Origin of the sequence: Notoacmeibacter sp. MSK16QG-6 (assembly GCF_024158145.1) — a bacterium.
GTDB lineage: Bacteria > Pseudomonadota > Alphaproteobacteria > Rhizobiales > Rhizobiaceae > Notoacmeibacter.
Genome location: NZ_JAMYXM010000002.1, coordinates 136,611 through 159,751, shown reverse-complemented (window position 1 = coordinate 159,751; position 23,141 = coordinate 136,611). Strand labels below are relative to the sequence as shown.

The following is a 23,141-nucleotide window of genomic DNA, read 5'->3' as shown; positions in this document are numbered from 1 at the left end:
GACTAGTCGGGCAGGCGTGACAGGAAACGTGCGAAAGTCAGCAGCCCTTCCGGCCACGGACCATGCCCGCTTTCCTCATTGATACGGCCGATATCGCCGCCATCGATCAGCAGCGAGCCCCAGGCGCCTGCCAGATCTTCAATCGTCTCGAAGGGGCAATTCGGGTCCGTGCGGCTAGCGACTACGATTGAAGGAAACGGAAAGGGATCACGCCGATAGGGGCCGAAGGATTCGGTATCGTCTTTGCGTGCTTCATCCAACGCCGGAGGGGCGACCAGAAACGCGCCCTTGACGCGATCTGTCAATTTCGGCGCTGAAAGAGCGGCGGTCGCTGCACCCAGCCCATGTCCCACAAGTACAATAGGCCCGTCATGGGCTTCGACCGCGCTCTCCAATTTGCCAAACCAATCATCGGCTTTCGGAGCGTCCGGGTCGACATCGACAATGTGCCCCGTCGACAGTTTCGCTTGCCAGCGGCTTAGCCAATGACCGTCGTCGGTCCTGCCTTGATCGGGTAGAAAAAGAATGGTCGCGTTCTTTGCTTTCATGTGGGCCAGATAGGCCTCGAAATTTCACGGCGCAACCGCGCCGCAGGATCGAGACGACTGCAATTTGCGTCACGGTGACGTTTGTCGGGGTTGCGGGTGCGACATTCGGCGGCGAAGAGACGGGTACCTGAAACGCCAATCGGGCCATTCACCCATGCCTATCGGCCACATCCTGCTGGCGATCAGCGTCGCTGCAATTTACGGCTTCGCTTTCGTCGCCATCCGCATTGGCGTTGATGAGATACCGCCCTTGCTGCTCACCGGTTATCGTTATCTCTTCGCCGCCGTGCCACTGATCTTTTTCGTACCGATTCCCAAGATCGCATGGCGCTGGCCGATTGCCTTCGGGTTGGCGCAAGGCGCTGTCATGTTCGGCTTGCTATTCATGTCCATCGCTTTTGGCCTGCCGCCGGGATTGGCGTCGGTGGTTGTTCAAATGCAGGTTTTCTTCACAATCGTCTTTGCCGCCATCTTCATGAAAGAGCGCGTTCTGCCTTCGCAGGCGCTGGGGGCGGTAATAGCGCTTTTCGGCATTGTCGCCATCGGGGTAGGGCGAGCAAATGTCGCGCCCATTTTGCCCTTTGTCCTTTGTCTTGCCTCGGCTGCCGCCTGGGGCGTTGCCAATATGATCGCCAAGATTATGCCCAAGACCGAGCCACTGCCTTTCGTGGCCTGGTCGTCACTGGCTGCACCGCTTCCGCTCTTTGCCGCATCCATGTTGTTGGAGGGTACGTGGTTCGGAATCGCCGATCAGATGCCGAGCCTGCCCGTTAGCGGTTCGATCGCCTTTCTCGCCTGGCCGACCACGGTTTATGCCTTTACGGCCTGGGTCTTCCTTCTGCGCGCCCACTCCGCCGCCAGGGTCACGCCTTTCGCGTTGCTTATTCCCGTTTTCGGCCTGTCGGGCGCTGCAATCGCCTTCGGCGAAGAGCTGCAGCCGCTTTCAGTCATCGGCATCGCACTGATCTTCGCAGGGCTGGCGGTGAATGTGTTCGGCGAGATAACGGGACGGCGGCTTCGAATGATTTGGGGCCGTCCCGGCTGACCTATCAGCTTTCGCCGAACACCCGCTGGAAGATCGTATCGGCATGTTTCGTGTGGTAGCCGAGGTCGAAACGCGAGCGGATCGCGGTCTCCGACAAATGATCGCGCACCTCTTCATCGCCCAGCAACTGGTCGAGAAAGTCGACGCTGGCGGCGCCGGATTGCTGATAGCTGTCCCACACCTTCATCGCGTTGCGCTGAACAAGACGATAGGCATCCTCGCGCGATACGCCCGCTTGCGTCAGCGCCAGCAGAATGCGCTGGCTGTGCACCAGGCCGCCCAACCGGTTCATATTGCCTTCCATCCGCTCCGGATAGACGACGAGATTCTGCACCACATTGGTCAGCCGGGCGAGCGCGAAATCCAGGGTAATCGTGGCGTCTGGCCCGATCATGCGTTCTACCGAAGAGTGGGAGATGTCCCGCTCGTGCCATAGCGCCACGTTCTCCATGGCTGGCATAGCGTAGGCTCGCACCATGCGGGCCAATCCGGTCAGATTTTCCGTCAGGACCGGATTGCGCTTGTGCGGCATGGCCGACGAACCTTTCTGGCCCTTGGAGAAGAATTCTTCCGCTTCCAACACCTCGGTGCGCTGCAAGTGACGAATTTCCGTCGCAAGCCTCTCGATAGACGATGCAACGACGCCGAGCGTCGCGAAATACATGGCATGACGGTCGCGTGGGATAACCTGGGTCGACACAGGTTCTGGCTTCAAACCCATCTTGTCAGCAACGTGTTCTTCGACCTGCGGGTCGATATTGGCAAAGGTTCCGACGGCGCCTGAAATCGCAACCGTAGCAACCTCCTCGCGCGCATTGACGAGCCGCGTCCGGCAACGGTCGAACTCCGCATAGGCTTGGGCGAGTTTGACGCCGAAGGTTGTCGGTTCGGCGTGAATTCCGTGAGACCGGCCGATGGTGACGGTCTCCTTGTGCTCGAATGCACGCTTCTTCAGGGCGGCCAGCAGGGCGTCCATGCCGGTCAACAGCAAGTCCGTCGCTCGAACGAGTTGAACGTTGAAGCAGGTGTCGAGAACGTCGGACGAGGTCATGCCTTGGTGAACGAAGCGGGAGTTCTCGCCGACGAACTCGGCAAGATGGGTCAGAAAGGCAATAACATCGTGTTTGGTTTCGCGTTCGATCTCGTCGATGCGCTCCACATCGAAGGTCGCCGCGCCACCCTTTTCCCAGATCGTCCTGGCAGCGTCCTTTGGAATGACGCCGATTTCCGCCAGTGCGTCGCAGGCGTGCGCCTCGATCTCGAACCAGATGCGAAACTTCGTTTCCTGAGACCAGATGGCAACCATGTCGGGTCGCGAATAGCGCGGAATCATCGGGAAAACCTTTTCTGACACTGTCGGATTGGAATGCTGTCGTGGTCGTTATCGTATCGGCTCACGCGCTTCAATGTGTGGATGACGCGCAGCGATGCTCGCAAAGAGCGCTGCAGCCGGCAGCGCGAGGACTATCAGATGGCGTGCGCCCAGAACGGCATACTGGTAAATCGCGGATGCGGAGGTGAAAATCGCCTGATAGAGGCCGATGCGGCTGGTCAGTGGTTCATGCCATTGACTGAAATAGACCCAGAACTGGATCGCGAAAAGGCCGGCGCTGACGCCCACGGTGAGGCCTATGAGCAGAGTAAAGGACAGAACGAAGCGAGCCGAAAGACGTTCGAATCGTCTGATTAAAAGCCGGTCCAGCGAAAACCAGATCAACGCCGCAATCCAACCGGCGGCGGCATGGAGAAGAATGACGTCGTTCGCCGTCGATAGCGCTTCGGCCTCTCTCAGAAATACCGTCAGGGCCGAACTTGTTGCGCAGATCAGGGGCCAGGTCGTCAGAACCAGCAGAAAACGCCGTATCGGGAAACGAAGCCTTGTCACGCGCCCGATCTGGCGCGGGCCGCGCTTTGTATGGCCGAAATGTTCGCGGCGTAATCGTCTTTGCCGTTGCCCTTGAAGATTGCCGAACCCGCGACGAAGGCATTTGCGCCGGCATCGGCAAGTGCGCCGACCGTTTCGGGCGAGACGCCGCCATCCACTTCGATGTCAATCGGACGATCGCCAATCATCGCCTTGATTCGGCGGACCTTCTCGATCTGGCTTTCGATAAATTTCTGTCCGCCGAAGCCCGGGTTGACGCTCATGACAAGGATGAGATCGATCATGTCCAGGCAATATTCGATGACGTTTTCCGGTGTGCCGGGATTGAGCGAAACTCCGGCTTTCTTGCCGAGATTGCGAACGGTCTGCAACGAACGGTGCAGGTGCGGGCCGGCTTCGGCGTGAACGGTGATGATGTCGCAGCCGGCGTCGGCGAAGGCTGCCAGATAAGGATCGGCAGGCGCGATCATCAGATGGCAATCGAAGGTGGCGTCGGTCCAGCGGCGTAGCGACTTCACGACCGGCGGGCCAAAAGTGATGTTGGGTACGAAATGGCCATCCATCACATCGAGATGCACCCAGTCCGCGCCTGCTGCGACAGCGTCTCTCACCTCCTCGCCGATCCGCGAGAAATCCGCGGACAGTATGGAAGGCGCGATGATGAGGGGGCGGTTTGTCATGATGCGCAAGCTCGATTTCAGACGGGTTGCGTCTCGCTAGCAGAGGCATTCCGCCGTCACAAGCAATGCGGTTCAGTGTTGGAGAATATTCACCAGCGTTCCAAACGGATCGCGGACGTAGAAGCGACGTACGCCCCACGGCTCCTTCACCGGCCCGTACTCGATCTGGATGCCGTTGGCGCGAACGCGCTCCAGCACCTCGCCCAGATCGTCGACCTCGATCGAGATTGCCGGAACGGGTGTTCCGCTGCCGCCTTCAGTCATTACGCTTATCTGTGGTTGCGCTGTCTCGCGTTCAGATCGGAAGGTGCGGATAAAGCCCATATCCATAGGCAGCTCAAGACCCAGTACGTCACCGTAGAAGCGATCCGCTTCAGCAGGATCGCCGGCGAAAATATTGGGGACGATACGCAGGACTGTCACCCCAGGCCTCCTAAAGGTTACGCCAGGCGGGTTTCGGATCGCCTGGAAGCGGTTTCGCTTCATAAATGCCTCTGGCGATGGCGCGCGCCATGGTGGACGCCGCCGACGCGCAGAGATCGATCATCGTTTCAATGCCGACTGGCGTCGAGCCGGGCTCGGCGGTTGAAAGCGCAAAAACGAGGTCGCCATCCATGGGAAGATGCGCAGGCCAGAGCGCCCGCGTAAAGCCGTCGTGAGCGGCCATGGCAAGACGTTTGCACTGTGCCTTTGTGAGGGCGGCGTCGGTGGCGATCACCGCGATTGTCGTATTGGTGTTTGGAAGAACAGGCCGATGCTTCAGGCGCAACGTCATTGCATCTTCCGGCATCAGGGCCGGCCAGCCGAGATAGCCGAGTTCACCACGTTGCTCGAACGGAGCGGCCCAAAAATGGCGTGTCGAGCCGATCAATGGGTTGCCTAGCGCGTTGACCGCGACGAGAGCGCCGATTGTGCCGATACCGTCGAGGACGCTGGAGGCCGAGCCGATCCCGCCGCGGACAGTCGCAGTCATTGCGCCAGTTCCGGCCCCGAGGGAGCCGAGCCTAATGTCGGTGGATGCTTGTCTCAGCGCCTGGCGACCAAGTGCGCGATAGTCGGGCCGGGAATCATTACCTCCCGCCATCAGATCAAAAAGGATAGCCGAGGGCACGATCGGTATGTGGTGCGGGCCAACCGCAAAACCTTCGCCAGCTTCTGCGAGCGCGGCCATCACGCCGTCGGCTGCGGCCAGACCAAAGGCGGAGCCGCCTGACAACGCCAGTGCGTGAACGCGTTCGACTGTGTTTTCAGGGGCAAGAAGATCGGTCTCGCGCGTGCCTGGCGCGCCGCCCGCGACATGGACGGCCGCGGTCGCGGGGTGCACCGGCCAGATAACGCTGACACCGCTTTTCGCCGCTTCATCGGTGGCGTGACCCACGCGAATGGACGAGACGTCGGCGATTGTATTGCGAGCCCCGGCTTTCATCAGTGCCTCCAATTTTCAGTATCCGTCGCCCCACATAGAAACCGTGTTCGCATTCAATGTGTCGGCAGACAAGAACGGCATTAGCGGCATTGCGTGTTGGATGCCTACACCTATATGCCGTTGCAGGCCTCCAGAGCCGAAGCCGCAGACGGCAATGTCCAGTTCCAGCAAAAAGGTGCCAATTGCTCGTAAGCCGCGATGTCGATCCGCAATCCTATCGCGATGCAATGGCGCGTTTTGCCGGAGCCGTCCATATCGTCACCACGGATGGCGATGCTGGCCGGCGCGGGGTGACCATCATAGCGGGATGTTCGGTCTCGGATGATCCGCCCACCGTTCTGGTCTGTTTAAACAGACATAATCCCAGCAATGAGCTTTTCGTCCAGAACGGTCGCTTTGCGCTTAACACGCTGCCGGACGGCAAAACGGATATTGCCGACGCTTTTGCGGGTTTCACGGGTGAAGAGCAGGAGGATCGATTCGCGCGTGCCGAATGGACGGTGTTGCAGAGCGGGTCGCCTGTACTGACAGAGGCTGCCTCCGTCTTCGACTGTGAAATCGAACATGTTCACGACCATGCGACCCATCGGGTACTTTTTGGCAGAGTGACAGCTCTGGCAATCGGTCCTAGCCTTACCCCCTTGATCTATTACGATCGTAATTACCGCCAGCTTGCACCGGAGGAAGAGCAGAGCATGGCGGTGCCGGGGAGAGAAACCGCATGAGCGAACTTCCATGTTCGATTGACGAAACGCAGGCTCTGCTGTCCAGTCAGGATTATGTGGCCGACCGATCCCTTGCCACCGTTCTTTACTTGTCTCTGAAGATGGGGCGGCCTCTCTTTCTGGAAGGCGAGGCTGGTGTCGGCAAGACGGAGATCGCGAAGGTTCTGGCCAAAAGCCTGGGGCGGAAGCTCATCCGCTTGCAATGCTATGAAGGTCTCGATGTTGCGTCCGCCGTCTATGAATGGAACCACGCTGCACAGATGATCGCCATTCGCGCCGCAGAGGCGAGCGGGACGGCCAATGAAGACAGGCTGGAGGAGAATGTCTTCTCCGAGCGCTACCTTATTCGCCGGCCTGTACTGGAAGCGCTCGAGTCGCAGGACGGCGGCGCTCCGGTCTTTCTGATCGACGAACTCGACCGAACCGACGAGGCTTTTGAGGCCTTCCTCCTCGAAATCCTGTCCGACTTTCAGGTCACCGTGCCGGAGCTTGGAACAATCAAGGCAAAAGAGCCGCCCCTCGTCATCATCACGACCAACCGAACGCGCGAAATTCATGACGCCCTAAAACGTCGCTGCCTCTATCACTGGGTCGATTATCCCAGCGCTGAACGCGAACTGGAAATCGTGTCACGGCGCGTTCCGAACGCCTCCGAAGAGCTCTCCGCCGAGGTCGTGGCGTTCGTTCAGCGCCTCCGTGAAATGGATCTCTTCAAGGTGCCAGGCGTTGCTGAAACCATCGACTGGGCGACGGCCCTGATCGAACTCGACAAGATGGCTATCGATCCTGAAACCGTGTCCGACACGCTTGGCGTTCTGCTGAAATATCAGGATGACATCCAGCGGCTTTCGGAAGGCGCCGCAGCGGAAATTCTGACCGATGTCAAACGCGACCTAGCGGCGGCGGAATAGAGGGATGACCGCCTCCGACAAGCCAGCTTTTGGCGATGCGGCAGGTCTGGTCGATGTGCGTTCAAATGACGCCGAAAAAGCTCGTGCTCAAGGCATGAACACGTTCGGACCTTCGCTTGAACGGGCACTTGATGGCAGCCCGGATAAAAGCAGATTGGCGGACAATATCGTTCATTTTGGCCGTACCTTGAGAAAGGCAGGCATGAAGGTCGGGCCGGCGACAGTGGTGACGGCAATCGAAGCCGTGATGGCCGCCGGTATCGGCAGCCGCGATGATTTCTATTGGACACTCCATTCTGTCTTCGTCAAACGGCGCGAGGATCGCGCAACTTTCGACGAGGCCTTCCGACTTTATTGGCGGTCGCGCGAACTCATGGAAAAAATGATCGCAATGTTCTCGCCGACCATGGAGAGGGAGCAGGAAAGGCAAAAACCCAAGCCGGCGGAACAACGGGTCAACGACGCCCTTTTCGAAAAGCATCATCATGCTCGCCCGGTTCGCGAAAAGCCGGAAATCGAGGTCGATGCCCGCCATACCGTTTCCGGTAACGAAATCTTGCGTCAGAAAGATTTCGCGCAGATGACCGCCGCCGAACTGGCGGAGGCGCGTGATCTCATCGCCGACCTCCAACTTTCCATGGATGAACTACCGGCTCGTCGGTTCCGTCCGGATATGCGTGGTCGCCGTTTCGATGGGCGGGCAACGCTCAGACATGCGATGCGTAGTGGCGGCGACATCATTCTGCCGCGCTACAAAAAGCGCCGGCGCGTTCATCCACCGCTTGTCGCCCTTTGCGATATTTCCGGTTCGATGAGCCAATACAGCCGCGTCGTGCTGTATTTTCTTCACGCCCTTGCTCACCGGCGCAAAGTGCATTCGTTTGTTTTCGGCACGAGGCTGACCAATCTTAGCCGGCAGTTGCGACATAAAGATCCGGATGAAGCATTGGCCGATGTCGCCGCAAGCGTTCAGGACTGGTCGGGCGGCACGCGGATCGGCGAGACGCTGCACAATTTCAATCGCGACTGGTCGCGGCGGGTTCTGGGGCAGGGCGCAAGCGTTTTATTGATTACGGACGGTCTGGAGCGCGAAGGCAGCGAATTATTGGCGCGTGAGATGGAGCGGCTTCAAAAGAGTTGCAAGCGGCTGATTTGGCTCAACCCACTTCTACGTTTCGATGGCTTTGAAGCGCGGGCCGCCGGAGTACGGGCCATGCTGCCTTTCGTGGACGAGTTTCGTCCGGTGCACAATATGGACAGTTTGGCCGGTCTGTGTGCCGCTCTTTCGACGGGCATGAAGGCGGACGATACCGATCCAAGGCGGTGGATCGACAATGGTCGGCCTGTTGTGGCAAATCGTTATTCCTTCGTGGGTCGGGAGATAGAAGATGGTTCAGGACATGAGCGCCCGGTCGCATGATCCTCTGCAAGCTGCTGAAGACTGGCTGGCCGACGGCCGAAAGGTCGCTTTGGCGACCGTCATCGAGACATGGGGCTCGGCGCCCCGTCCGACCGGAAGCCACTTGGCGATCAGCGAAGACGGCGATTTCGAAGGTTCTGTGTCGGGCGGCTGCGTGGAAGGCGCCGTCGTCGCCGAGGCGATCGACGTGATCGAAACAGATCGCCCTCGCGTGTTGGAGTTCGGCGTCGCGGACGAGACCGCCTGGCGCGTTGGCCTAAGTTGTGGCGGCCGTATCCGTGTTTTAGTCGAGCCGCTGGGCTGAGAGCGATGAAGAAGAGCATCCTCGAACAGCTCAATGAAGCGCGGGCCAGCCGGCGCGGCGCTGTCACCGTTGCAAGCGAAGAGGAGGGCGTCCGCCAGTTGTTGCTGGAAGGCGAAATGCCCGACGATGCGCTTGGTCAGGCTGCAAGCAAGGTTTTGCGGGCGGGCAAGGCCGGAACGGCGGATGTCGACGGCGAAGCGCTGTTTCTCAATGCTTATGTGCCGCCGGTCCGTTTCGTCGTGATTGGCGCAGTGCACATAAGCCAGGCGCTGGCGCCGATGGCGCGGGCAGCGGGTTACGATCTCGAAATCATCGATCCGCGTGGAGCTTTTGCGACACCGGACAGATTTCCCGATGTGACACTACACGCGGACTGGCCACAGGATGTGCTTTCCTCCAGACCGTTAGATGCCTATACCGCGCTCGCTGCCATCACCCACGATCCAAAGATCGACGATCCGGCATTGATTGCCGCTCTTGAGGCAAACTGTTTCTATATCGGTGCGCTTGGCAGCCGCAAAACGCATGGGCGGCGGATCGAGCGGTTGACGGATGCAGGTTTTGGCCAAGCTGCCATTGGGCGCATCGATGCGCCCATCGGGTTGGATATCGGCGCAGCCAATCCTCAGGAGATTGCGGTTGCCGTATTGGCGCAGATGATTGCCGCTTTTCGAAAGCGTGGAATGGAAAGCTTGGTCTGATGCGATTTGGACCAATTCCGGTCGCGGATGCGGAGGGAGCGACGCTCGCGCATTCACTTCAGCTAGGCGGCAGGCGCCTGTCGAAAGGCACCTTGCTGGGCCGGGAAATCATCGCGCAGATGATCCGTGAGAAATTTACAGAGGTCATTGCCGCCCAACCCGATGCTGACGACCTGACGGAAAACGATGCGGCCGATCGTCTTGCGAAGCGTCTGATCGCACTGGGCATTTATGCGGGCGAGGCGGGAACCGGACGTGTCAATCTTCATGCCGGGCGACCGGGGCTTCTCTCAATCGATATTGCAGCGCTCAACGCCCTCAACGCCATCGATCCCGCTGTGACGATTGCAACTTTGCCGGATGGCGCGATGGTGCGAACTGGCCAGATGCTTGCAACGGTGAAAATCATTCCGTTTTTCGTCTCGCAAAACACCGTCGATGAGTGCATTGCCGCGCTAGGCGGCAAGAGACCTGCGCTCGAACTCGTAGCCTTTCAGCCGAAACGTGTCGGTCTTATCCAAACCACAGTTGGCGGTACAGCGGACAAGATGCTTTCCAAGACGGCAGAGGTGACGGCGGCACGTCTGGCGCGGGCCGGAAGCCATATTGCACGGGAGATGCGGGTCGCACACCGCGATGACGCGTTGTCGGACGCCCTTGTCAGGATGGCTGACAATCATGATCTTTTGATCGTTTTCGGTGCGAGCGCCGTCTGTGATTTCGACGATGTCATTCCGGCGGCGATACACAGGGCCGAGGGATCGGTCGAACGGGTCGGGATGCCCGTCGATCCCGGCAACCTGCTTGTCCTGGGCACCATTCGCGGCAAGCCGGTCATCGGCGCGCCGGGTTGCGCGAGAAGTCCGAAGGAGAACGGATTCGACTGGGTTCTGGATCGCATTCTCGTTGACAATCCGCCGTCGTCTGAGGAGATCGCGGCGATGGGCGTGGGCGGTTTGCTGCAGGAGATCGAGACCCGTCCCCGCCCACGCGAGAACAACCCCGAACCCGTTCCCGTCTCGGCAATCGTTCTGGCCGCAGGCGCTTCGAAGCGCATGGGCGAGCGCAACAAACTGCTCGCCTCATTCGACGGCGAGACGTCTGTCCATCGCGTGGCGCGTGAGGCGCTGAGAAGCGTCGTCGACGGCGTCATTGTCGTCACGGGCCACGATGTAGAGAAGATCGGGGATACGCTCGCAGACCTCTCCGTTGCGTTCAGACATAATCCAGATTTTGCTGAAGGCATGGCTGGGTCTCTCCGAGCCGGTCTTGAGTCTGTCCCCTCCGGACACGGCGCTGTCATTCTTCTCGGCGATATGCCGCATGTGACCGCTGATCACATCGACAGGATAATCCAAGAATTTCAAAAACATGGCGGACGAGCTGTTACCCGCGGAAGTAGCCGTGGAAAGGCTGGCAATCCGGTAATTTTGCCCGCCGGTATCGTCAGCGAAGCCATGCATCTCACGGGTGACACTGGCGCGAGACATCTGATCGAAGCCAGTGGGGCACCAACGGTCTTGGTTGAGATCGGCAACGCCGCCTTGATCGATATCGATACGCCAGAAGCGTTGGCTGCCGCTGGCGGTTCGTTCGAGCAATGATCCTCTGCTTGGGCTTGTCCTGCCGGCGTCTTCCCGCGATGCTACCGCTTATGCGGTCGGTACGTTTGCTCAGAGTATCCTGGCTCATTGCCCTTTTTTATCTTGCTCCAACATCAATGGGGTTGGCGCAGGGGGGGCTCTCGCCGTTCAAGGACGAGCTTTTTACGAACCGAGTTGTCGCAGAGCGCGATGATGGCGCTTATAGAGTTATCGACTACCAGGAGATGCGGGACATAAATGGTCGCGATGCCGTCCCCGAGCGGCGCGCGAAGCGCCGTTATCTGGATATGTCGGTGCGGCGTAAGGAAACTTCTCTCGCTCTGCAGACAGGGGCTGGAAATATTCCGTTCATCGCGACCGGCAAACTACGCGGCGCATCCGTGATAACGATCTTTCTGCATGGGCAGGGCGGCGACGAGAAGCTCGGCAGTCGCGATTTGATTTTCGGCGGCAATTTCAACCGTATCCGCAATTTGATGGCCCGGAACGGAGGGCTTTATGTAACGCCGACCTTTCGTGATTTCGGTGAAACGGGGGCGGACCAGGTTGCTTCGCTCATCGATGAACTGCTCAAGCAGTCGCCGCGAGCGGAGGTTATTGTCGCCTGCGGTTCGATGGGCGGCTACATTTGCCACCGCCTCGCTCACGGCAAAGCCACCGTCAAACAACTCACTGGCCTGATATATCTGGCCGCGCCGGCCGATAAAAACTTCACTTCCAGCGCCGCCTATCGTGCGCGCCTTCCCGTCTTTATCGGTCATGGCAGCCGCGATCCGGTGTTCGCCATCGGTGATGCGGACCGATTTTACGGGATGCTCCGGGCCGGGTCGGATGGCTACCCGGTGAGGATGGACCGCTATGAAAGCGGCAATCATGGAACGCCGATCCGCATGATCGACTGGCGTCGTACGATTAATTGGATACTCGCGCAGTGAGCGCCGAAACTCGATGACGGACCATTATGTCGATCCCGACAAAGAGACCTTCGCAGCATTTCGCGCTATGGAGCGGGAAGGGCCGCTTCACATGCTCAATCTCGTCCGCCTTCGGGATTTTGCGGTTTACGACGACGGAAGAAAGATGAGTGGCGCCGATGCCTATGCGGCCTATGGTCGGGAAAGCGGCCCAGTCTTTCAGCGGCTTGGCGGACGTATAGTCTGGCGCGGTGCTTTCGAGTTCATGCTGATCGGCCCGAAGCAGGAACATTGGGACCATTGTTTCATCGCGGAATATCCCAGCCTTGAGGCTTTCGTCGAGATGGTTCGCGATCCCGCCTATCGTCAAGCGGTAAAACATCGCCAGGCAGCGGTGCTGACGTCGCGCCTTATTCGAACGTCTCCGCAAAATGGCGGAAACAGTTTCGGCTAAGAGCATGAAAAAACCCGCCGATCTCGGCGGGTTCTCAGTCTTTCGATATCATCACGATCAGAAGTTCGGGATGCGGCCTGCGGCCCGATCCAGTTCGCGCATGCGGCGCTCCAGATCGACCAGATCGGTCGCCTTGGCCAGATAGTCTTCGTCACGTTCGCGGCGGCTGCGGAATTTGAAAAAACGGCTACCCATTGGTCTGTTTCCCTCGGTTTATCTCAATTGCGTTGACGCTAATATGCGAGAGAGGGCGGGAATTTTGAAGCGCTTTTGCTGCGGAGCAGCATTGCATTAATGCATGGCTTATCAACAAGGTATGTGAATCAATTCAGGCCGGCCAATGTATTCGTATCCGAGAATAGGGCGTCATCGCCAGCGCCCTCTGGAAAGATAAGCATTGCCCGGGTTCCATTGTCGCGCTGCAAGGACAATTCACCGCCGAGCTGCAGCGCAAAAGCCCGCGCAATCTGCATGCCGAGCGAACGTGATTTAGCCAATTCGAAATCGTCGGCTATGCCGTGGCCATCATCGCTGATGCCAAGCGCGATCCGTCCATCGGGGGCGCGGCCGACATGGATATCGATATGGCCTCGATCGCGTTTGTTGAATCCATGCTCTACGGAGTTAGCCACCAGTTCCGCTGCGATCAGACCGACGGGTACAGACTGCTCACTGGTCAGAATCACGTTTTGAGCCGAAGCGTCGGCCGTCACATCGTAAGTGATGCCGGGCGGTCCGCCTGCCGCCTCGATCACGTCCGGCACCATGCCATTCAAAAACTCTCGCAGCGGAATGCGTTGACCGTGCGGATTGTGAAGTGCGCGCTGGATCTTGCTGACGAGTTGCAGGCGGCGAATGGCTTCATCGACGATCTTCATGGCGTCCGGATCGTTGATCTGGCGCTTTTGCATCTGCATCATCGAGGCGACGACCTGCAGATTGTTTGAGACGCGATGCTGCAATTCGCTGAACATGAATTCGCGGCTTCTGGCCAGTTCAGCGCTGCGCTGGCGCTCCTCCGCCAACCGGTGGAGAGCCCGGCTCATCACATGCAGTATGGCGATGTCGGTGCCCACGATGAAGATGTAGAAGCCGAGCGCGAGGGCCGAGTTACCGTTCAAGGCAAAGCTGCCATAGGGCGCGATGAAGAAATACCAGGCCGCGAGCCCACCCGCGACGGCGTTGGCGATGCCAGGCCAAAGGCCGGCGACGAAGGTTGTGATGATGACCGCTGGGAAGAAGGTCAGATAAGGAAAGCCGATCGGCAGATCGAGATTGAGCGCATAGCGCACGCCGAACGCAACAAGAAAGGCGACGGCGGAGAAAACCCAGCCGCTGACGCCATCGATTTCCATTGCAACGAGCCGACTTTCGCGCGGCGTCAGCCCGCTTTCGTGCCCCTGTCCCATCGTTATCGCCACAGCGATTCCCCGCCTTGTCCCCGATCAGCGTTTCCCAGCGTTGACAGCCAATTGAGGCCGGTTAAGGGCGGCGGTTGCGCTAACCCTCAAGGATAGATGACGCCGCCGGTGGCGCGGCGCGGCTTGCTGGCGTTCTCCGGCAGCGGGATGAAGTCGTCCTCATCGCCCGGCACGGTGCCGAACCGGCCCTGCCGCCACTCTTCCTTCGCCTGCTCGATCCGGTTGGCGCGTGAGGAAACGAAGTTCCACCATATGTAGCGCGGACCGCCCATCGACGCGCCGCCGAACAGCATGAAACGGGCGTCTGAGGTGGCCGTGACTTTGATGGAATCGCCGGGTCGCAGGACCAGAAGCTGGTTCGGCCCGAAACTCTGGCCGGCAATCTCGATGGCGCCAACAATCGTGTAGAGCGCGCGCTCTTCGTATGTCGGATCGATTGGCACGGACTGGCCGTTCTGTATCTGAACATCGGCATACAGCGTTTCCGATGCGGTTCGAAGCGGCGATGATGCGCCCATCCACTGGCCGGCAATTAGCCGCGCTTCCACTCCATGATCGGTGACAATAGGCAGATCGGCCGCGCCGTGATGGATAAAGTCCGGATCGCGCTCTTCGGCGTCCTCCGGCAGCGCCACCCAGGTCTGTATGCCGAACAGCTTCTGGCCGGTCTGCCGGCGCTTTTCGCTCGTTCGCTCCGAATGGACGATGCCGCGCCCAGCCATCATCCAGTTCACGGCGCCCGGATTGATGGCGATGTCCGTGCCGAGAGAATCGCGGTGGCGGATTTCGCCCTCGAACAGATAGGTGACAGTGGCCAGATTGATATGCGGATGCGGGCGCACATCGATGCCCTGATCGGTCAGAAACTCCGCCGGTCCCATCTGATCGAAGAAGATGAACGGGCCGACCATCTGCCGTTTGGTCGAGGGCAGGGCGCGCCGCACCTCCATTTCGCCGAGATCGACGGCGCGGGGCACGATCAGCGTCTCGATGGCGTCGACACTGTCGGCATCGCCGGGGACGGGATCTGGGCAGGGCGAAAAGGACATGGCGCGTTCCTCCTGGTCGTCCGGTTTGTTCCCGATCTAGTGCTTCAGCACGTCCTGCCAATCGGGATGCCGCGCGATCTGCGCCTTGGCGAACGGGCAGAGTGGAATGATGGTGCGCCCCTCGGCGCGCGCATCCTCGACCCCGCGCTTGACCAGAGCCTCACCGACGCCCCTGCCGCGCAGCGCATCCGGCACACCGGTATGGTCGATGATGATGGAGATGTCGCCGAGGCGGGAATAGGTCATCTCGGCCTCAAGGCCGTCTACCAGTGCGACGTAGCGGCCTTTCGTTTCGCCTTCCTCGCGGGAGATTTCGATGGTGTCGGTCATGCGCTTCACCCTCTTTCGCCGCCGGCTGCGTCTTCCACCGAGGATGGCACGACTAGCCGGCGAGAACCATTGCCCAATAGCGCTTGCCGCTGGCGCTTTTGGCCGACGCAATGCCATAGGCGCGCATCTTGGCGTTCAGCATGTTGCGGCGGTGGGGCGGCGACTGAATCCATGAAGCGACCGCCCCGCCAAGGTCGCGCTGTCCGGCGGCGATGTTCTCGGCGAAATACTGGCCGTCATAGAAGCGGCGGACGCGCCCGGCGAAGGCACCGCCGGCGGCGTGGCTCATCGTCTCTTTCGCAGCCATCGCGTCGGCCTGTTGCTGCGCAGCGCGGGCTAGCCCGGTATCGCGGCGAAGCGCTGGCAGCCCCTTGTCGGCCCGGAGGCGATTGACCGCCTGATCGCCCGATGCCTCCAGCAGAGCGGGATCGAAACCGGACGTACAGGCAGCCAGCGCAAGCAGGGGTGCAGCGAACAGGGCGCGGCGGGTCAGGCTCATCGAATCATTCTCCCTCAAATGTTTTGCCGATCTGCGCGAGCCATGAGGCCGGACAATGGCGATCGCCTTGAAGGGGACGAAACAGCGTTTACCTACTAGATGGTGCATCCGAGTATCGAAATGGGAGTCAATGCCAATGAAGAAAATGCTTCGCGCGACGCTCGCCCTTGTGATCTTCACGATGCCGGCTCTGGCGCATTCGCCGCTCAAGCAGAGCGTGCCGGCGGACGGAGCGGTGCTGGAAGCGGCGCCCGAAACGCTGGACCTGACGTTCGGTGCGCCCGCACGGCTGGTGAAGGTGGTTCTGATCCACAAGACCGGCGACATGACCGATGAAACGAAGGTCGCCATCCCGACGCGCTCGCCCGTGACCGATATTCAGCTCGAGCCGGAATTCGATGGGCCGGGCCAATACAGCGTGCAATGGCGCGCGCTGGGCGATGACGGGCATGTCATCAAAGGGGATTTCTCCTTCGAAGTGACCGGAAACTAGGTTTGGACGCCGAGACGGCCGGCTGGTCCGCAACGCTGGCGTCGGTGCTGATGCCATGGGCGCTGGCCGCCGCCGCGACGAAATTCACGCTCTATGTTTCGGCCTTTCTCGCCTGCGGGCTGCTGCTCTTTCGCCTCGCTTTGCCCGAGGCCGGCGACCGGCTGTTCGCCAGCCTGAAGCCGGTTACCCTTATGGCGATTGTCGTGGCCGCCGCCGCCACGCTCCTGCGGGTCGGCATACAGGCCGGGCGCCTGCTCGATGACGGGCTATCCGGCATGGTCGATCCCGACATGATCGCGCTCAGCGTGGAGGGTCCGCTGGGCCAGTCCAGCGCGATCCGGCTTATCGGTCTGGCCCTGCTTCTCGTGGCCGTTCTGGTGCCGCGCCTGCGCGTGCTCGCATCTCTTCTCGGCGCAATCCTCGTCGCCTTTTCCTTCGCCTTGGTGGGCCACGCCACACGCGATCCGCAATGGGCGCTGGCGGCGCTTCTGACCGTCCACCTGCTCGGCATTTTCTATTGGTGGGGCGCGATCCTGCCGCTCCATCGCCTGAGCGGGCCGGTTTACGACAATGTGCAGGCGGCGGCCATTGCCGAACGGTTCGGGCGGCAGGCGAGCCTCATCGTGCCGCTTTTGATCGCGGCGGGCCTCGCCCTCGGATGGTTCCTGCTCGGCGGGCCGGCGCAGCTTTTCGAAAGCGTCTACGGGCGGATGCTGCTGATCAAGATTGGCCTTGTCGGCCTTGTCCTGGTGATGGCGGCGCTGAACAAGCTACGCTTCGTGCCCGGTCTGATGGCGTCTCGGCCCGGTGCGGCGGCACGGTTCCGCCGGTCGCTGCTGGTGGAGGGCGTGCTCTTTCTGGCCGTCTTTGCGGCAACGGCGGTGCTGACCACGTCCTTCACCGTGCCGGAGATGTGAGCGGGGCGGTAATGACGCGCATGCGCCATCGCCGCCACGCCCGGCTTGATGAGCCGTCTGGCTGTTGAGAGACGATGCAGGCAGACGGGCGACCGGGGGACGCGCTCAATCTATCTATGTGTTTCGCGACCTGATCCGGTCGCCCGTGGCGTATTTGACCCTGAAATGCCTTTAGGACGATGGGGCCTTCGCACTGAACGCGAGGGTGCAGCGCTGGCATCCACCGCCGGACGCCACCCCCCTTGCGGGCCAAGGTGACGAACATGCACAGAGACGCGGCCAAAGGGGTTTCCCTGCCCACCGGGCGAAGGACCGGCTCCTTCCACCCGCGCCGCGCGACGCCTCACCCCCGCCGATCTCCGGTTCGCGACCCGCGCCTGCTGGAAGGTGACGGCGGGGATGATAAGGCAACGCGGGTGAGGGTGGATAGGTTTACGGGAGTGAGAACGTGCCTCGATTGCAGCTGGAGGCTGCGGTCGCGCCCTGAGCTTCTAACCTGTTAATTCAATTTCGGCCCTTATCCGTTCATAATTTTCTATCAAACGCCGATACCGTTTTACGAGTTGCTCTCGTTCGTTACCGTAAAATCCAACATCAGCGATGGATATCGAATTTCCTCGAATCAAATCTAGAATTCGAATCTTAGATTTTTCGACTTCGATCCCAGAGTTTGCTAATATCCATAGTCCTAGCCGTGCCTCATTTTGTTTTAGTGCTGGCCATTCCGAAAAGTAAGGGTAGTATGCTCGCTCAGTATTGTTGTCAGCTTTGAGGTACATCATGTTTCTTACAGTGATGATGCCGCCAAGTTCTGTTATTGCCATGTTGGCGTGAACGGTTGATACTTCTGAGATTAGGGCCTTGTTTGTCCATCGCCGCTTAGTATTCCAAAAATCCAAGAAGCCATTCGCCAGCTCAGGATAGAGTCTTTTCCTGCGGGAACTAGCGGCTATGCGCTTAGCGACCATGATTGGTAGATAATCGTCTCCATTAACGTGACGCTTTGCATCGTGCCAAAAGGGAACATGGAAGTCGCCACCAGATCCCGGATTTGCTTCTCGCCTCATGTCCTCTCGAATGAACTTTTTTAGAAGGCGATCCCTCTTTTCGTCGGCGGAGCCCATCAGGCGGAGAAGTTTTCCAAGTTGAATTTTTTGCACCGACATCTCAACGCCCTCCTGATCCGATGATTGAAATCTGCAGAACGTTGGTGACTAATTCTCTGGAGGCGATATGTCTGTGGATCAAATTTTCCGTGATAAACTTCGCGATTTTACCATCTTCCTCTAGCGTACGAATCTGGCTATGAACGGGGTTGAAACCGCCTGTTGATACGTTGTGTATGAGCACTGGATACTCCTTGTAAGCTCAAGATTTGAGCCGGAGCAACTCGACGAAGTTCGGAAAAAGCATACTCTCTGTGGTGCAAGCGGTGAGAGGGCTTTGGCTCTTTCGCCCCACGTAGCTCCGGCTAACGTGGTAGCCAGCACCGCCCTTAGGGGCGGTGCTGGTGTTTCTAATTTCGAATCAGATCGTATCCTTGTATTTCAATCTTACTCAACGGAAAAATGCCCTATCCCCAGCTTAGGGAATAGGGCGGCAGTTCCATTTTAGCGATCAGCTACAGCCGCTCGTTGACCCGCAGGTATCACACTTCTCGCAGGTGCCGTTGCGGACCATCGTGAAGTTCTGGCATTCGGGGCAGCTATTGCCGGTGTAGCCCATGGAGAGGGCTTTGACGCGGCGGTCGGCTTCCAGCTTCTTGGCTTCGGCGCGGGCCGCTTCAGCGGAGGAGGCGTTGTCGGCGGTGAAGAGGCCGGTGACGCCTTCCTCTTCATGGTCGAGGGCGATGTCTTCCTCGAAATCCTTCTGCCGCTCCTCATAGTCGCGTTTGAAGGCCGCCGGCTCTTCGTTGAGCGCGAGCGCCACCGCCGCGCCGCCCTTGGCCGCAGCCACGGCGTGGCCGCCACTGGCGGTCGCCGCCGCATTGCCGGATTTGGCGCTGGCCGTGTTGGTGTTGGCCCCGGTGGGCGCCTTGCCGCTGGCAAAGCCCGCTGGCGTGGCGGTTCCGGCATCGGCCCCGTCGCGGCCGGGCACCAGCTTCAGCGTGTGGCCGCGCGTCCAGCCCTTGCTGACCGGCACGGTCTTGCCTTCCTTGATGCCCTTGCCGAGCGCTGTGGTCTCGAAATTCGACTGGTCGACATGGGCCAGTTCGTTCTGGCCGAGATAGGAAACGGCCAGTTCCCGGAAGACATAGTCGAGGATCGAGGTGGCGCTCTTGATGGCGTCATTGCCGATGACCGGGCCGGCGGGATCGAACTTGGTGAAGGTGAAGGCCTCCACATATTCTTCCAGCGGCACGCCATATTGCAGGCCGAGCGAGATGGCGATGGCGAAGTTGTTCATCATGGCGCGGAAGGCGGCGCCTTCCTTGTGCATGTCGATGAAGATCTCGCCGAGGCGGCCATCATCGAATTCGCCGGTGCGCAGATAGACCTTGTGCCCGCCAATGACGGCCTTCTGCGTGTAGCCCTTTCTGCGATTGGGCAGCTTGTCGCGGAGGCTGCGCACCTGCACTTCGCGCTCGATAATCTTTTCGACGATCTTCTCGGCCACTTCCGCCGTGCGGGCGGCAGCTGGCGCTTCGAGCAGTTCCTCCAGCGCGTCCTCGTCTTCATCGTCCTCGACGAGCGAAGCGTTGAGCGGCTGGCTGAGTTTTGAGCCATCGCGGTAGAGGGCGTTCGCCTTCAGCGCCAGCTTCCAGGACAGCATGTAGGCCGCCTTGCAATCGTCCACCGTCGCCTCGTTCGGCATATTGATGGTCTTGGAAATCGCGCCGGAGATGAAGGGCTGCGCCGCGGCCATCATGCGGATGTGGCTGTCGACCGAGAGGTAGCGCTTGCCGATCTTGCCGCAGGCATTGGCGCAGTCGAAGACCGGCAGGTGCTCATCCTTCAGGTGCGGCGCGCCTTCCAGCGTCATCGCGCCGCAGACATGGATGTTGGCAGCCTCGATCTCCTTCTTGGAGAAGCCGAGATGGGGCAGGAGTTCGAAGCTCATATCCTCGAGCTGTTCGTCGGTGACGCCGAGTTCGTCACGCAGGAAGTCCTCACCGAGGGTCCATTTGTTGAAGACGAACTTGATGTCGAAGGCGTTCTTCATCGCCTCGTTCAGCATGGCTATCTTGTCATCCGGCAGGCCCTTGGCGGCAAGCGAACCCGGATTGATGGCGGGCGCCTGGTTCATATTGCCATGGCCGACGGCGTAAGCTTCGATCTCGGCGATCTGGCTTTCGCTGTAGCCGAGCGTGCGGAGCGCTTCCGGCACGGCGCGGTTGATGATCTTGAAATAGCCGCCGCCGGCCAGCTTCTTGAACTTCACCAGCGCGAAATCCGGTTCGATGCCGGTGGTGTCGCAGTCCATGACGAGGCCGATCGTGCCAGTCGGCGCGACGACGGTGGCCTGCGCGTTGCGGTAGCCATGCTCCTGGCCCTTTTCGAGAGCGCGGTTCCAGGCGGCTTTGGCGCGGGCGGTCAGATCCTCGTCATCGAGATTGCCGTGGTCGAGCGGCACCGGATTGACCGCGAGATGCTCGAAACCGTCCGTCTGGCCGTGTGCGGCGCGGCGGTGGTTCCGGATGACGCGCAGCATGGCGTCGGCATTGTCCTCATAGCCGGGGAATGCGCCGAGTTCGGACGCCATTTCGGCTGAGGTCTCGTAAGCAACGCCGGTCATGATGGCGGACAGCGCCCCGCAGATCGCACGGCCCTCGTCGCTGTCATAGGGAATGCCGGCGGTCATGAGCACGCCGCCAATGTTCGCGAAGCCGAGGCCGAGCGTGCGGTAGCGGTAGGAGAGTTCGGCGATCTGCCGGCTCGGGAACTGCGCCATCATGACTGAGATTTCGAGCACAACCGTCCACAGGCGGACGGCATGTTCGTAATCGTCAAGCTTCATGCGGCGGGTTTCGCGGTCGTAGAACTGCAACAGGTTCAGCGATGCGAGATTGCAGGCCGTGTCGTCCAGGAACATGTATTCGCTGCAGGGGTTTGACGCATTGATGCGGCCGCCCTCAGGGCAGGTATGCCAGTCGTTCATGGTGGTGTTGAAGTGCAGGCCCGGATCGGCCGAGGCCCATGCGGCATGGCCGATCTTGTCCCACAGATCGCGGGCCTTGACGGTCTTCATCGTCTCGCCGGTCTTGCGCGAGGTCAGATGCCAATCGAGATCGGCCTCGACGGCGCGCAGGAAGTCGTCCTTCAGCGAGACGGAATTGTTGGAGTTCTGGCCGGCGACGGTGAGATAGGCTTCGCTGTCCCAGTCGGTGTCGTAGGTCTTGAACTCGATATCTGTGTAGCCCTGGCGCGCGAACTGGATGACGCGCTGGATATAGTTCTCGGGCACCTGATCGCGCTTGGCGGCCTTGACGGTGCGCTTCAGTTCCGGGTTCTTCTTCGGATCGAAGCAGTCGCCATCCGGTCCTTCGCAATGGACGCAGGCGCGGATGATCGCCGCCAGATGCTTCTTGACGATCTTGGAGCCGGTGACGAGGGCGGCGACCTTCTGCTCCTCGTTCACCTTCCAGTCGATGTAGCTCTCGACGTCCGGGTGATCGATGTCGACGACGACCATCTTGGCGGCGCGGCGGGTGGTGCCGCCGGACTTGATGGCGCCGGCGGCACGGTCGCCGATCTTCAGGAAGCTCATCAGGCCGGAGGACTTGCCGCCGCCGGAGAGCTTTTCGCCTTCACCGCGAAGCTGCGAAAAGTTGGAGCCGGTGCCGGAGCCGTATTTGAACAGACGCGCTTCGCGGACCCACAGATCCATGATGCCGCCATCATTGACCAGATCGTCGGCGACGGACTGGATAAAGCAGGCGTGGGGCTGCGGGTGTTCATAGGCCGACTGGCTCTGCTCAAGCTGGCCGGTGAACGGATCGACGTAGAAATGGCCCTGGCCGGGACCGTCAATGCCATAGGCCCAGTGGAGGCCGGTGTTGAACCATTGTGGGCTGTTCGGCGCGACGCGCTGAGTGGCGAGCATATAGGCCAGTTCGTCGCGGAAAGCGGCAGCGTCTTCCTCGCCATCGAAATAGCCGCCTTTCCAGCCCCAATAGGTCCAGGTGCCGGCGAGACGGTCGAAGACCTGCCGGGAATCGCTTTCGCCGACATAGCGCTCGTCTTCGGGCAGTCCGGCGAGGGCGTCCTCATCGGCGACCGAGCGCCACAGGAAGGAGGGAACATCGTTCTCCTCAATCTTCTTCAGGCGCGCCGGCACGCCGGCCTTACGGAAATATTTCTGTGCGATGATGTCGGCCGCCACCTGGCTGAATTGGGCTGGCACGTCGATGTTCTCGGCGCGGAACACGACGGAGCCATCGGGGTTGCGGATCTCACTGGTCGCCTTGCGGAAGGCGATGGATTCGTAGGCGGACTGCCCTGCCTCGGTGAAACGTCGTGTGATCTGCATTCTAATCCCCTCGTATGGAGGCCCGTTCGAGGCCCTATATATAGTGTGAGACTTGGTCGATTTCGCGTCCGGCGCTCATCTGATCAAGCCTTGTTTCTGTCCGCATTCATGCCCAGCAGCGCCAGACGGCATTGCCGTTCTGGGCTTCTGTTCGGGTCGGCACGCTCTCTGTGTAATCGTCTTATTGTTTGACCGCTTCACCCCTACATGTCGCGGTTCGTTACTTAGTAAACTACCATATATTGCGTTAAGCAATGGTAAAAAATCACAATCCCCAATGCCCCGGAAACGCTGCGAAAAGCGGGCCATAGGCCTTTGGAGCTTCCGCTAAATCCTAAAAGGAGGC

The 23,141-nt window shown here is 60.0% G+C and carries 24 protein-coding genes; 11 read left to right on the top strand and 13 right to left on the bottom strand.

Features of this window, described 5'->3' with window-relative positions; translation table 11 throughout:
* Positions 1–2 precede the first annotated feature (2 nt).
* The gene (locus tag NIM86_RS08490; RefSeq protein WP_253381070.1) at positions 3–548 is read right to left on the bottom strand and encodes an alpha/beta hydrolase; all 546 of its coding nucleotides are present in this window, start codon (positions 546–548) and stop codon (positions 3–5) included.
* 154 nt (positions 549–702) lie between these two features.
* Between NIM86_RS08490 and NIM86_RS08485 the strand changes: the two genes are divergently transcribed.
* Positions 703–1,593: an EamA family transporter gene (locus tag NIM86_RS08485; RefSeq protein WP_253381068.1), complete on the top strand. Its 891-nt coding sequence runs from the start codon at positions 703–705 to the stop codon at positions 1,591–1,593.
* Positions 1,594–1,597: 4 nt separating this feature from the next.
* On the opposite strand, the gene purB is transcribed toward NIM86_RS08485, so the two are convergent.
* From purB to NIM86_RS08460, 5 genes are all read right to left on the bottom strand, one after another.
* Entirely contained in the window at positions 1,598–2,926 is a 1,329-nt protein-coding gene (purB, locus tag NIM86_RS08480) for an adenylosuccinate lyase (protein ID WP_253381066.1), read from the bottom strand.
* A 48-nt stretch (positions 2,927–2,974) separates the two neighbouring features.
* Positions 2,975–3,478, bottom strand: coding sequence for a hypothetical protein (locus NIM86_RS08475; RefSeq protein ID WP_253381065.1), 504 nt, complete (start codon positions 3,476–3,478; stop codon positions 2,975–2,977).
* Positions 3,475–4,158 (bottom strand): ribulose-phosphate 3-epimerase, encoded by a 684-nt coding sequence (rpe, locus tag NIM86_RS08470; protein WP_253381063.1) that lies wholly within the window; start codon positions 4,156–4,158, stop codon positions 3,475–3,477. Before rpe ends, NIM86_RS08475 begins: the two co-directional genes overlap by 4 nt.
* 72 nt (positions 4,159–4,230) lie before the next feature.
* The gene (locus NIM86_RS08465) at positions 4,231–4,581 is read right to left on the bottom strand and encodes a VOC family protein (RefSeq protein WP_253381060.1); all 351 of its coding nucleotides are present in this window, start codon (positions 4,579–4,581) and stop codon (positions 4,231–4,233) included.
* Positions 4,582–4,591: 10 nt separating this feature from the next.
* Positions 4,592–5,587, bottom strand: coding sequence for a P1 family peptidase (locus tag NIM86_RS08460; RefSeq protein ID WP_253381967.1), 996 nt, complete (start codon positions 5,585–5,587; stop codon positions 4,592–4,594).
* A 179-nt stretch (positions 5,588–5,766) separates the two neighbouring features.
* On the opposite strand from NIM86_RS08460, the gene NIM86_RS08455 reads away from it, so the two are divergent.
* From NIM86_RS08455 to NIM86_RS08420, 8 genes are all read left to right on the top strand, one after another.
* Positions 5,767–6,309, top strand: coding sequence for a flavin reductase (locus NIM86_RS08455; protein WP_253381058.1), 543 nt, complete (start codon positions 5,767–5,769; stop codon positions 6,307–6,309).
* Positions 6,306–7,220 carry a MoxR family ATPase gene (locus NIM86_RS08450; RefSeq protein WP_253381056.1) on the top strand — a complete coding sequence of 305 codons (915 nt, stop codon included), beginning with the start codon at positions 6,306–6,308 and terminating at the stop codon, positions 7,218–7,220. Before NIM86_RS08455 ends, NIM86_RS08450 begins: the two co-directional genes overlap by 4 nt.
* A 94-nt stretch (positions 7,221–7,314) precedes the next feature.
* A complete protein-coding gene (locus NIM86_RS08445; RefSeq protein ID WP_253381965.1) occupies positions 7,315–8,640 on the top strand; it encodes a VWA domain-containing protein in 1,326 nt (441 codons plus the stop codon).
* On the top strand, positions 8,621–8,944 hold the full coding sequence (locus NIM86_RS08440; protein WP_253381054.1) for an XdhC family protein: 324 nt from the start codon (positions 8,621–8,623) through the stop codon (positions 8,942–8,944). Before NIM86_RS08445 ends, NIM86_RS08440 begins: the two co-directional genes overlap by 20 nt.
* Positions 8,945–8,949: 5 nt before the next feature.
* Positions 8,950–9,645: an XdhC family protein gene (locus tag NIM86_RS08435; protein WP_253381053.1), complete on the top strand. Its 696-nt coding sequence runs from the start codon at positions 8,950–8,952 to the stop codon at positions 9,643–9,645.
* Positions 9,645–11,249 (top strand): NTP transferase domain-containing protein, encoded by a 1,605-nt coding sequence (locus tag NIM86_RS08430; protein WP_253381051.1) that lies wholly within the window; start codon positions 9,645–9,647, stop codon positions 11,247–11,249. Before NIM86_RS08435 ends, NIM86_RS08430 begins: the two co-directional genes overlap by 1 nt.
* Positions 11,250–11,473: 224 nt before the next feature.
* Positions 11,474–12,184 (top strand): alpha/beta hydrolase, encoded by a 711-nt coding sequence (locus NIM86_RS08425; RefSeq protein ID WP_253381049.1) that lies wholly within the window; start codon positions 11,474–11,476, stop codon positions 12,182–12,184.
* Positions 12,185–12,197: 13 nt separating this feature from the next.
* Positions 12,198–12,617, top strand: coding sequence for a DUF1330 domain-containing protein (locus NIM86_RS08420; protein WP_253381047.1), 420 nt, complete (start codon positions 12,198–12,200; stop codon positions 12,615–12,617).
* A gap of 57 nt (positions 12,618–12,674) precedes the next feature.
* On the opposite strand, the gene NIM86_RS08415 is transcribed toward NIM86_RS08420, so the two are convergent.
* The 5 genes from NIM86_RS08415 to NIM86_RS08395 all read right to left on the bottom strand — a co-directional run bounded on the left by NIM86_RS08415 (position 12,675) and on the right by NIM86_RS08395 (position 15,916).
* Complete coding sequence (locus NIM86_RS08415) at positions 12,675–12,812, bottom strand: DUF3563 family protein (protein WP_253381045.1); 138 nt, start codon at positions 12,810–12,812, stop codon at positions 12,675–12,677.
* A 128-nt stretch (positions 12,813–12,940) separates the two neighbouring features.
* Positions 12,941–14,038, bottom strand: a complete 1,098-nt coding sequence (locus NIM86_RS08410; RefSeq protein ID WP_253381043.1) for a histidine kinase dimerization/phosphoacceptor domain -containing protein — start codon at positions 14,036–14,038, stop codon at positions 12,941–12,943.
* Between the two features lie 86 nt (positions 14,039–14,124).
* On the bottom strand, positions 14,125–15,087 hold the full coding sequence (locus NIM86_RS08405) for a pirin family protein (RefSeq protein ID WP_253381041.1): 963 nt from the start codon (positions 15,085–15,087) through the stop codon (positions 14,125–14,127).
* Positions 15,088–15,123: 36 nt separating this feature from the next.
* The gene (locus NIM86_RS08400) at positions 15,124–15,417 is read right to left on the bottom strand and encodes a GNAT family N-acetyltransferase (protein WP_253381039.1); all 294 of its coding nucleotides are present in this window, start codon (positions 15,415–15,417) and stop codon (positions 15,124–15,126) included.
* 52 nt (positions 15,418–15,469) lie between these two features.
* Positions 15,470–15,916: a CAP domain-containing protein gene (locus NIM86_RS08395; RefSeq protein WP_253381037.1), complete on the bottom strand. Its 447-nt coding sequence runs from the start codon at positions 15,914–15,916 to the stop codon at positions 15,470–15,472.
* A gap of 136 nt (positions 15,917–16,052) precedes the next feature.
* On the opposite strand from NIM86_RS08395, the gene NIM86_RS08390 reads away from it, so the two are divergent.
* A complete protein-coding gene (locus NIM86_RS08390) occupies positions 16,053–16,409 on the top strand; it encodes a copper resistance CopC family protein (protein WP_253381035.1) in 357 nt (118 codons plus the stop codon).
* Positions 16,410–16,411: 2 nt separating this feature from the next.
* Positions 16,412–17,326: a copper resistance D family protein gene (locus tag NIM86_RS08385; protein ID WP_253381034.1), complete on the top strand. Its 915-nt coding sequence runs from the start codon at positions 16,412–16,414 to the stop codon at positions 17,324–17,326.
* A gap of 491 nt (positions 17,327–17,817) precedes the next feature.
* Here the strand turns inward: NIM86_RS08385 and NIM86_RS08380 are convergent, their stop codons facing one another.
* Both NIM86_RS08380 and NIM86_RS08375 read right to left on the bottom strand, forming a co-directional pair.
* On the bottom strand, positions 17,818–18,492 hold the full coding sequence (locus tag NIM86_RS08380; RefSeq protein WP_253381031.1) for a hypothetical protein: 675 nt from the start codon (positions 18,490–18,492) through the stop codon (positions 17,818–17,820).
* A gap of 451 nt (positions 18,493–18,943) precedes the next feature.
* Positions 18,944–22,795, bottom strand: a complete 3,852-nt coding sequence (locus tag NIM86_RS08375) for a vitamin B12-dependent ribonucleotide reductase (protein ID WP_253381029.1) — start codon at positions 22,793–22,795, stop codon at positions 18,944–18,946.
* Between the last annotated feature and the right edge of the window lie 346 nt (positions 22,796–23,141).

Bases quoted from the DNA above. Each gene is read 5' to 3' on its own strand.
- NIM86_RS08490 (WP_253381070.1), bottom strand. From the start codon at position 548: ATGAAAGCAAAGAACGCGACCATTCTTTTTCTACCCGATCAAGGCAGG.
- NIM86_RS08485 (WP_253381068.1), top strand. From the start codon at position 703: ATGCCTATCGGCCACATCCTGCTGGCGATCAGCGTCGCTGCAATTTAC.
- purB (WP_253381066.1), bottom strand. From the start codon at position 2,926: ATGATTCCGCGCTATTCGCGACCCGACATGGTTGCCATCTGGTCTCAG.
- rpe (WP_253381063.1), bottom strand. From the start codon at position 4,158: ATGACAAACCGCCCCCTCATCATCGCGCCTTCCATACTGTCCGCGGAT.
- NIM86_RS08450 (WP_253381056.1), top strand. From the start codon at position 6,306: ATGAGCGAACTTCCATGTTCGATTGACGAAACGCAGGCTCTGCTGTCC.
- NIM86_RS08445 (WP_253381965.1), top strand. From the start codon at position 7,315: ATGAACACGTTCGGACCTTCGCTTGAACGGGCACTTGATGGCAGCCCG.
- NIM86_RS08440 (WP_253381054.1), top strand. From the start codon at position 8,621: ATGAGCGCCCGGTCGCATGATCCTCTGCAAGCTGCTGAAGACTGGCTG.
- NIM86_RS08435 (WP_253381053.1), top strand. From the start codon at position 8,950: ATGAAGAAGAGCATCCTCGAACAGCTCAATGAAGCGCGGGCCAGCCGG.
- NIM86_RS08430 (WP_253381051.1), top strand. From the start codon at position 9,645: ATGCGATTTGGACCAATTCCGGTCGCGGATGCGGAGGGAGCGACGCTC.
- NIM86_RS08425 (WP_253381049.1), top strand. From the start codon at position 11,474: ATGCGGGACATAAATGGTCGCGATGCCGTCCCCGAGCGGCGCGCGAAG.
- NIM86_RS08420 (WP_253381047.1), top strand. From the start codon at position 12,198: ATGACGGACCATTATGTCGATCCCGACAAAGAGACCTTCGCAGCATTT.
- NIM86_RS08415 (WP_253381045.1), bottom strand. From the start codon at position 12,812: ATGGGTAGCCGTTTTTTCAAATTCCGCAGCCGCCGCGAACGTGACGAA.
- NIM86_RS08405 (WP_253381041.1), bottom strand. From the start codon at position 15,087: ATGTCCTTTTCGCCCTGCCCAGATCCCGTCCCCGGCGATGCCGACAGT.
- NIM86_RS08400 (WP_253381039.1), bottom strand. From the start codon at position 15,417: ATGACCGACACCATCGAAATCTCCCGCGAGGAAGGCGAAACGAAAGGC.
- NIM86_RS08395 (WP_253381037.1), bottom strand. From the start codon at position 15,916: ATGAGCCTGACCCGCCGCGCCCTGTTCGCTGCACCCCTGCTTGCGCTG.
- NIM86_RS08390 (WP_253381035.1), top strand. From the start codon at position 16,053: ATGAAGAAAATGCTTCGCGCGACGCTCGCCCTTGTGATCTTCACGATG.
- NIM86_RS08380 (WP_253381031.1), bottom strand. From the start codon at position 18,492: ATGTCGGTGCAAAAAATTCAACTTGGAAAACTTCTCCGCCTGATGGGC.
- NIM86_RS08375 (WP_253381029.1), bottom strand. From the start codon at position 22,795: ATGCAGATCACACGACGTTTCACCGAGGCAGGGCAGTCCGCCTACGAA.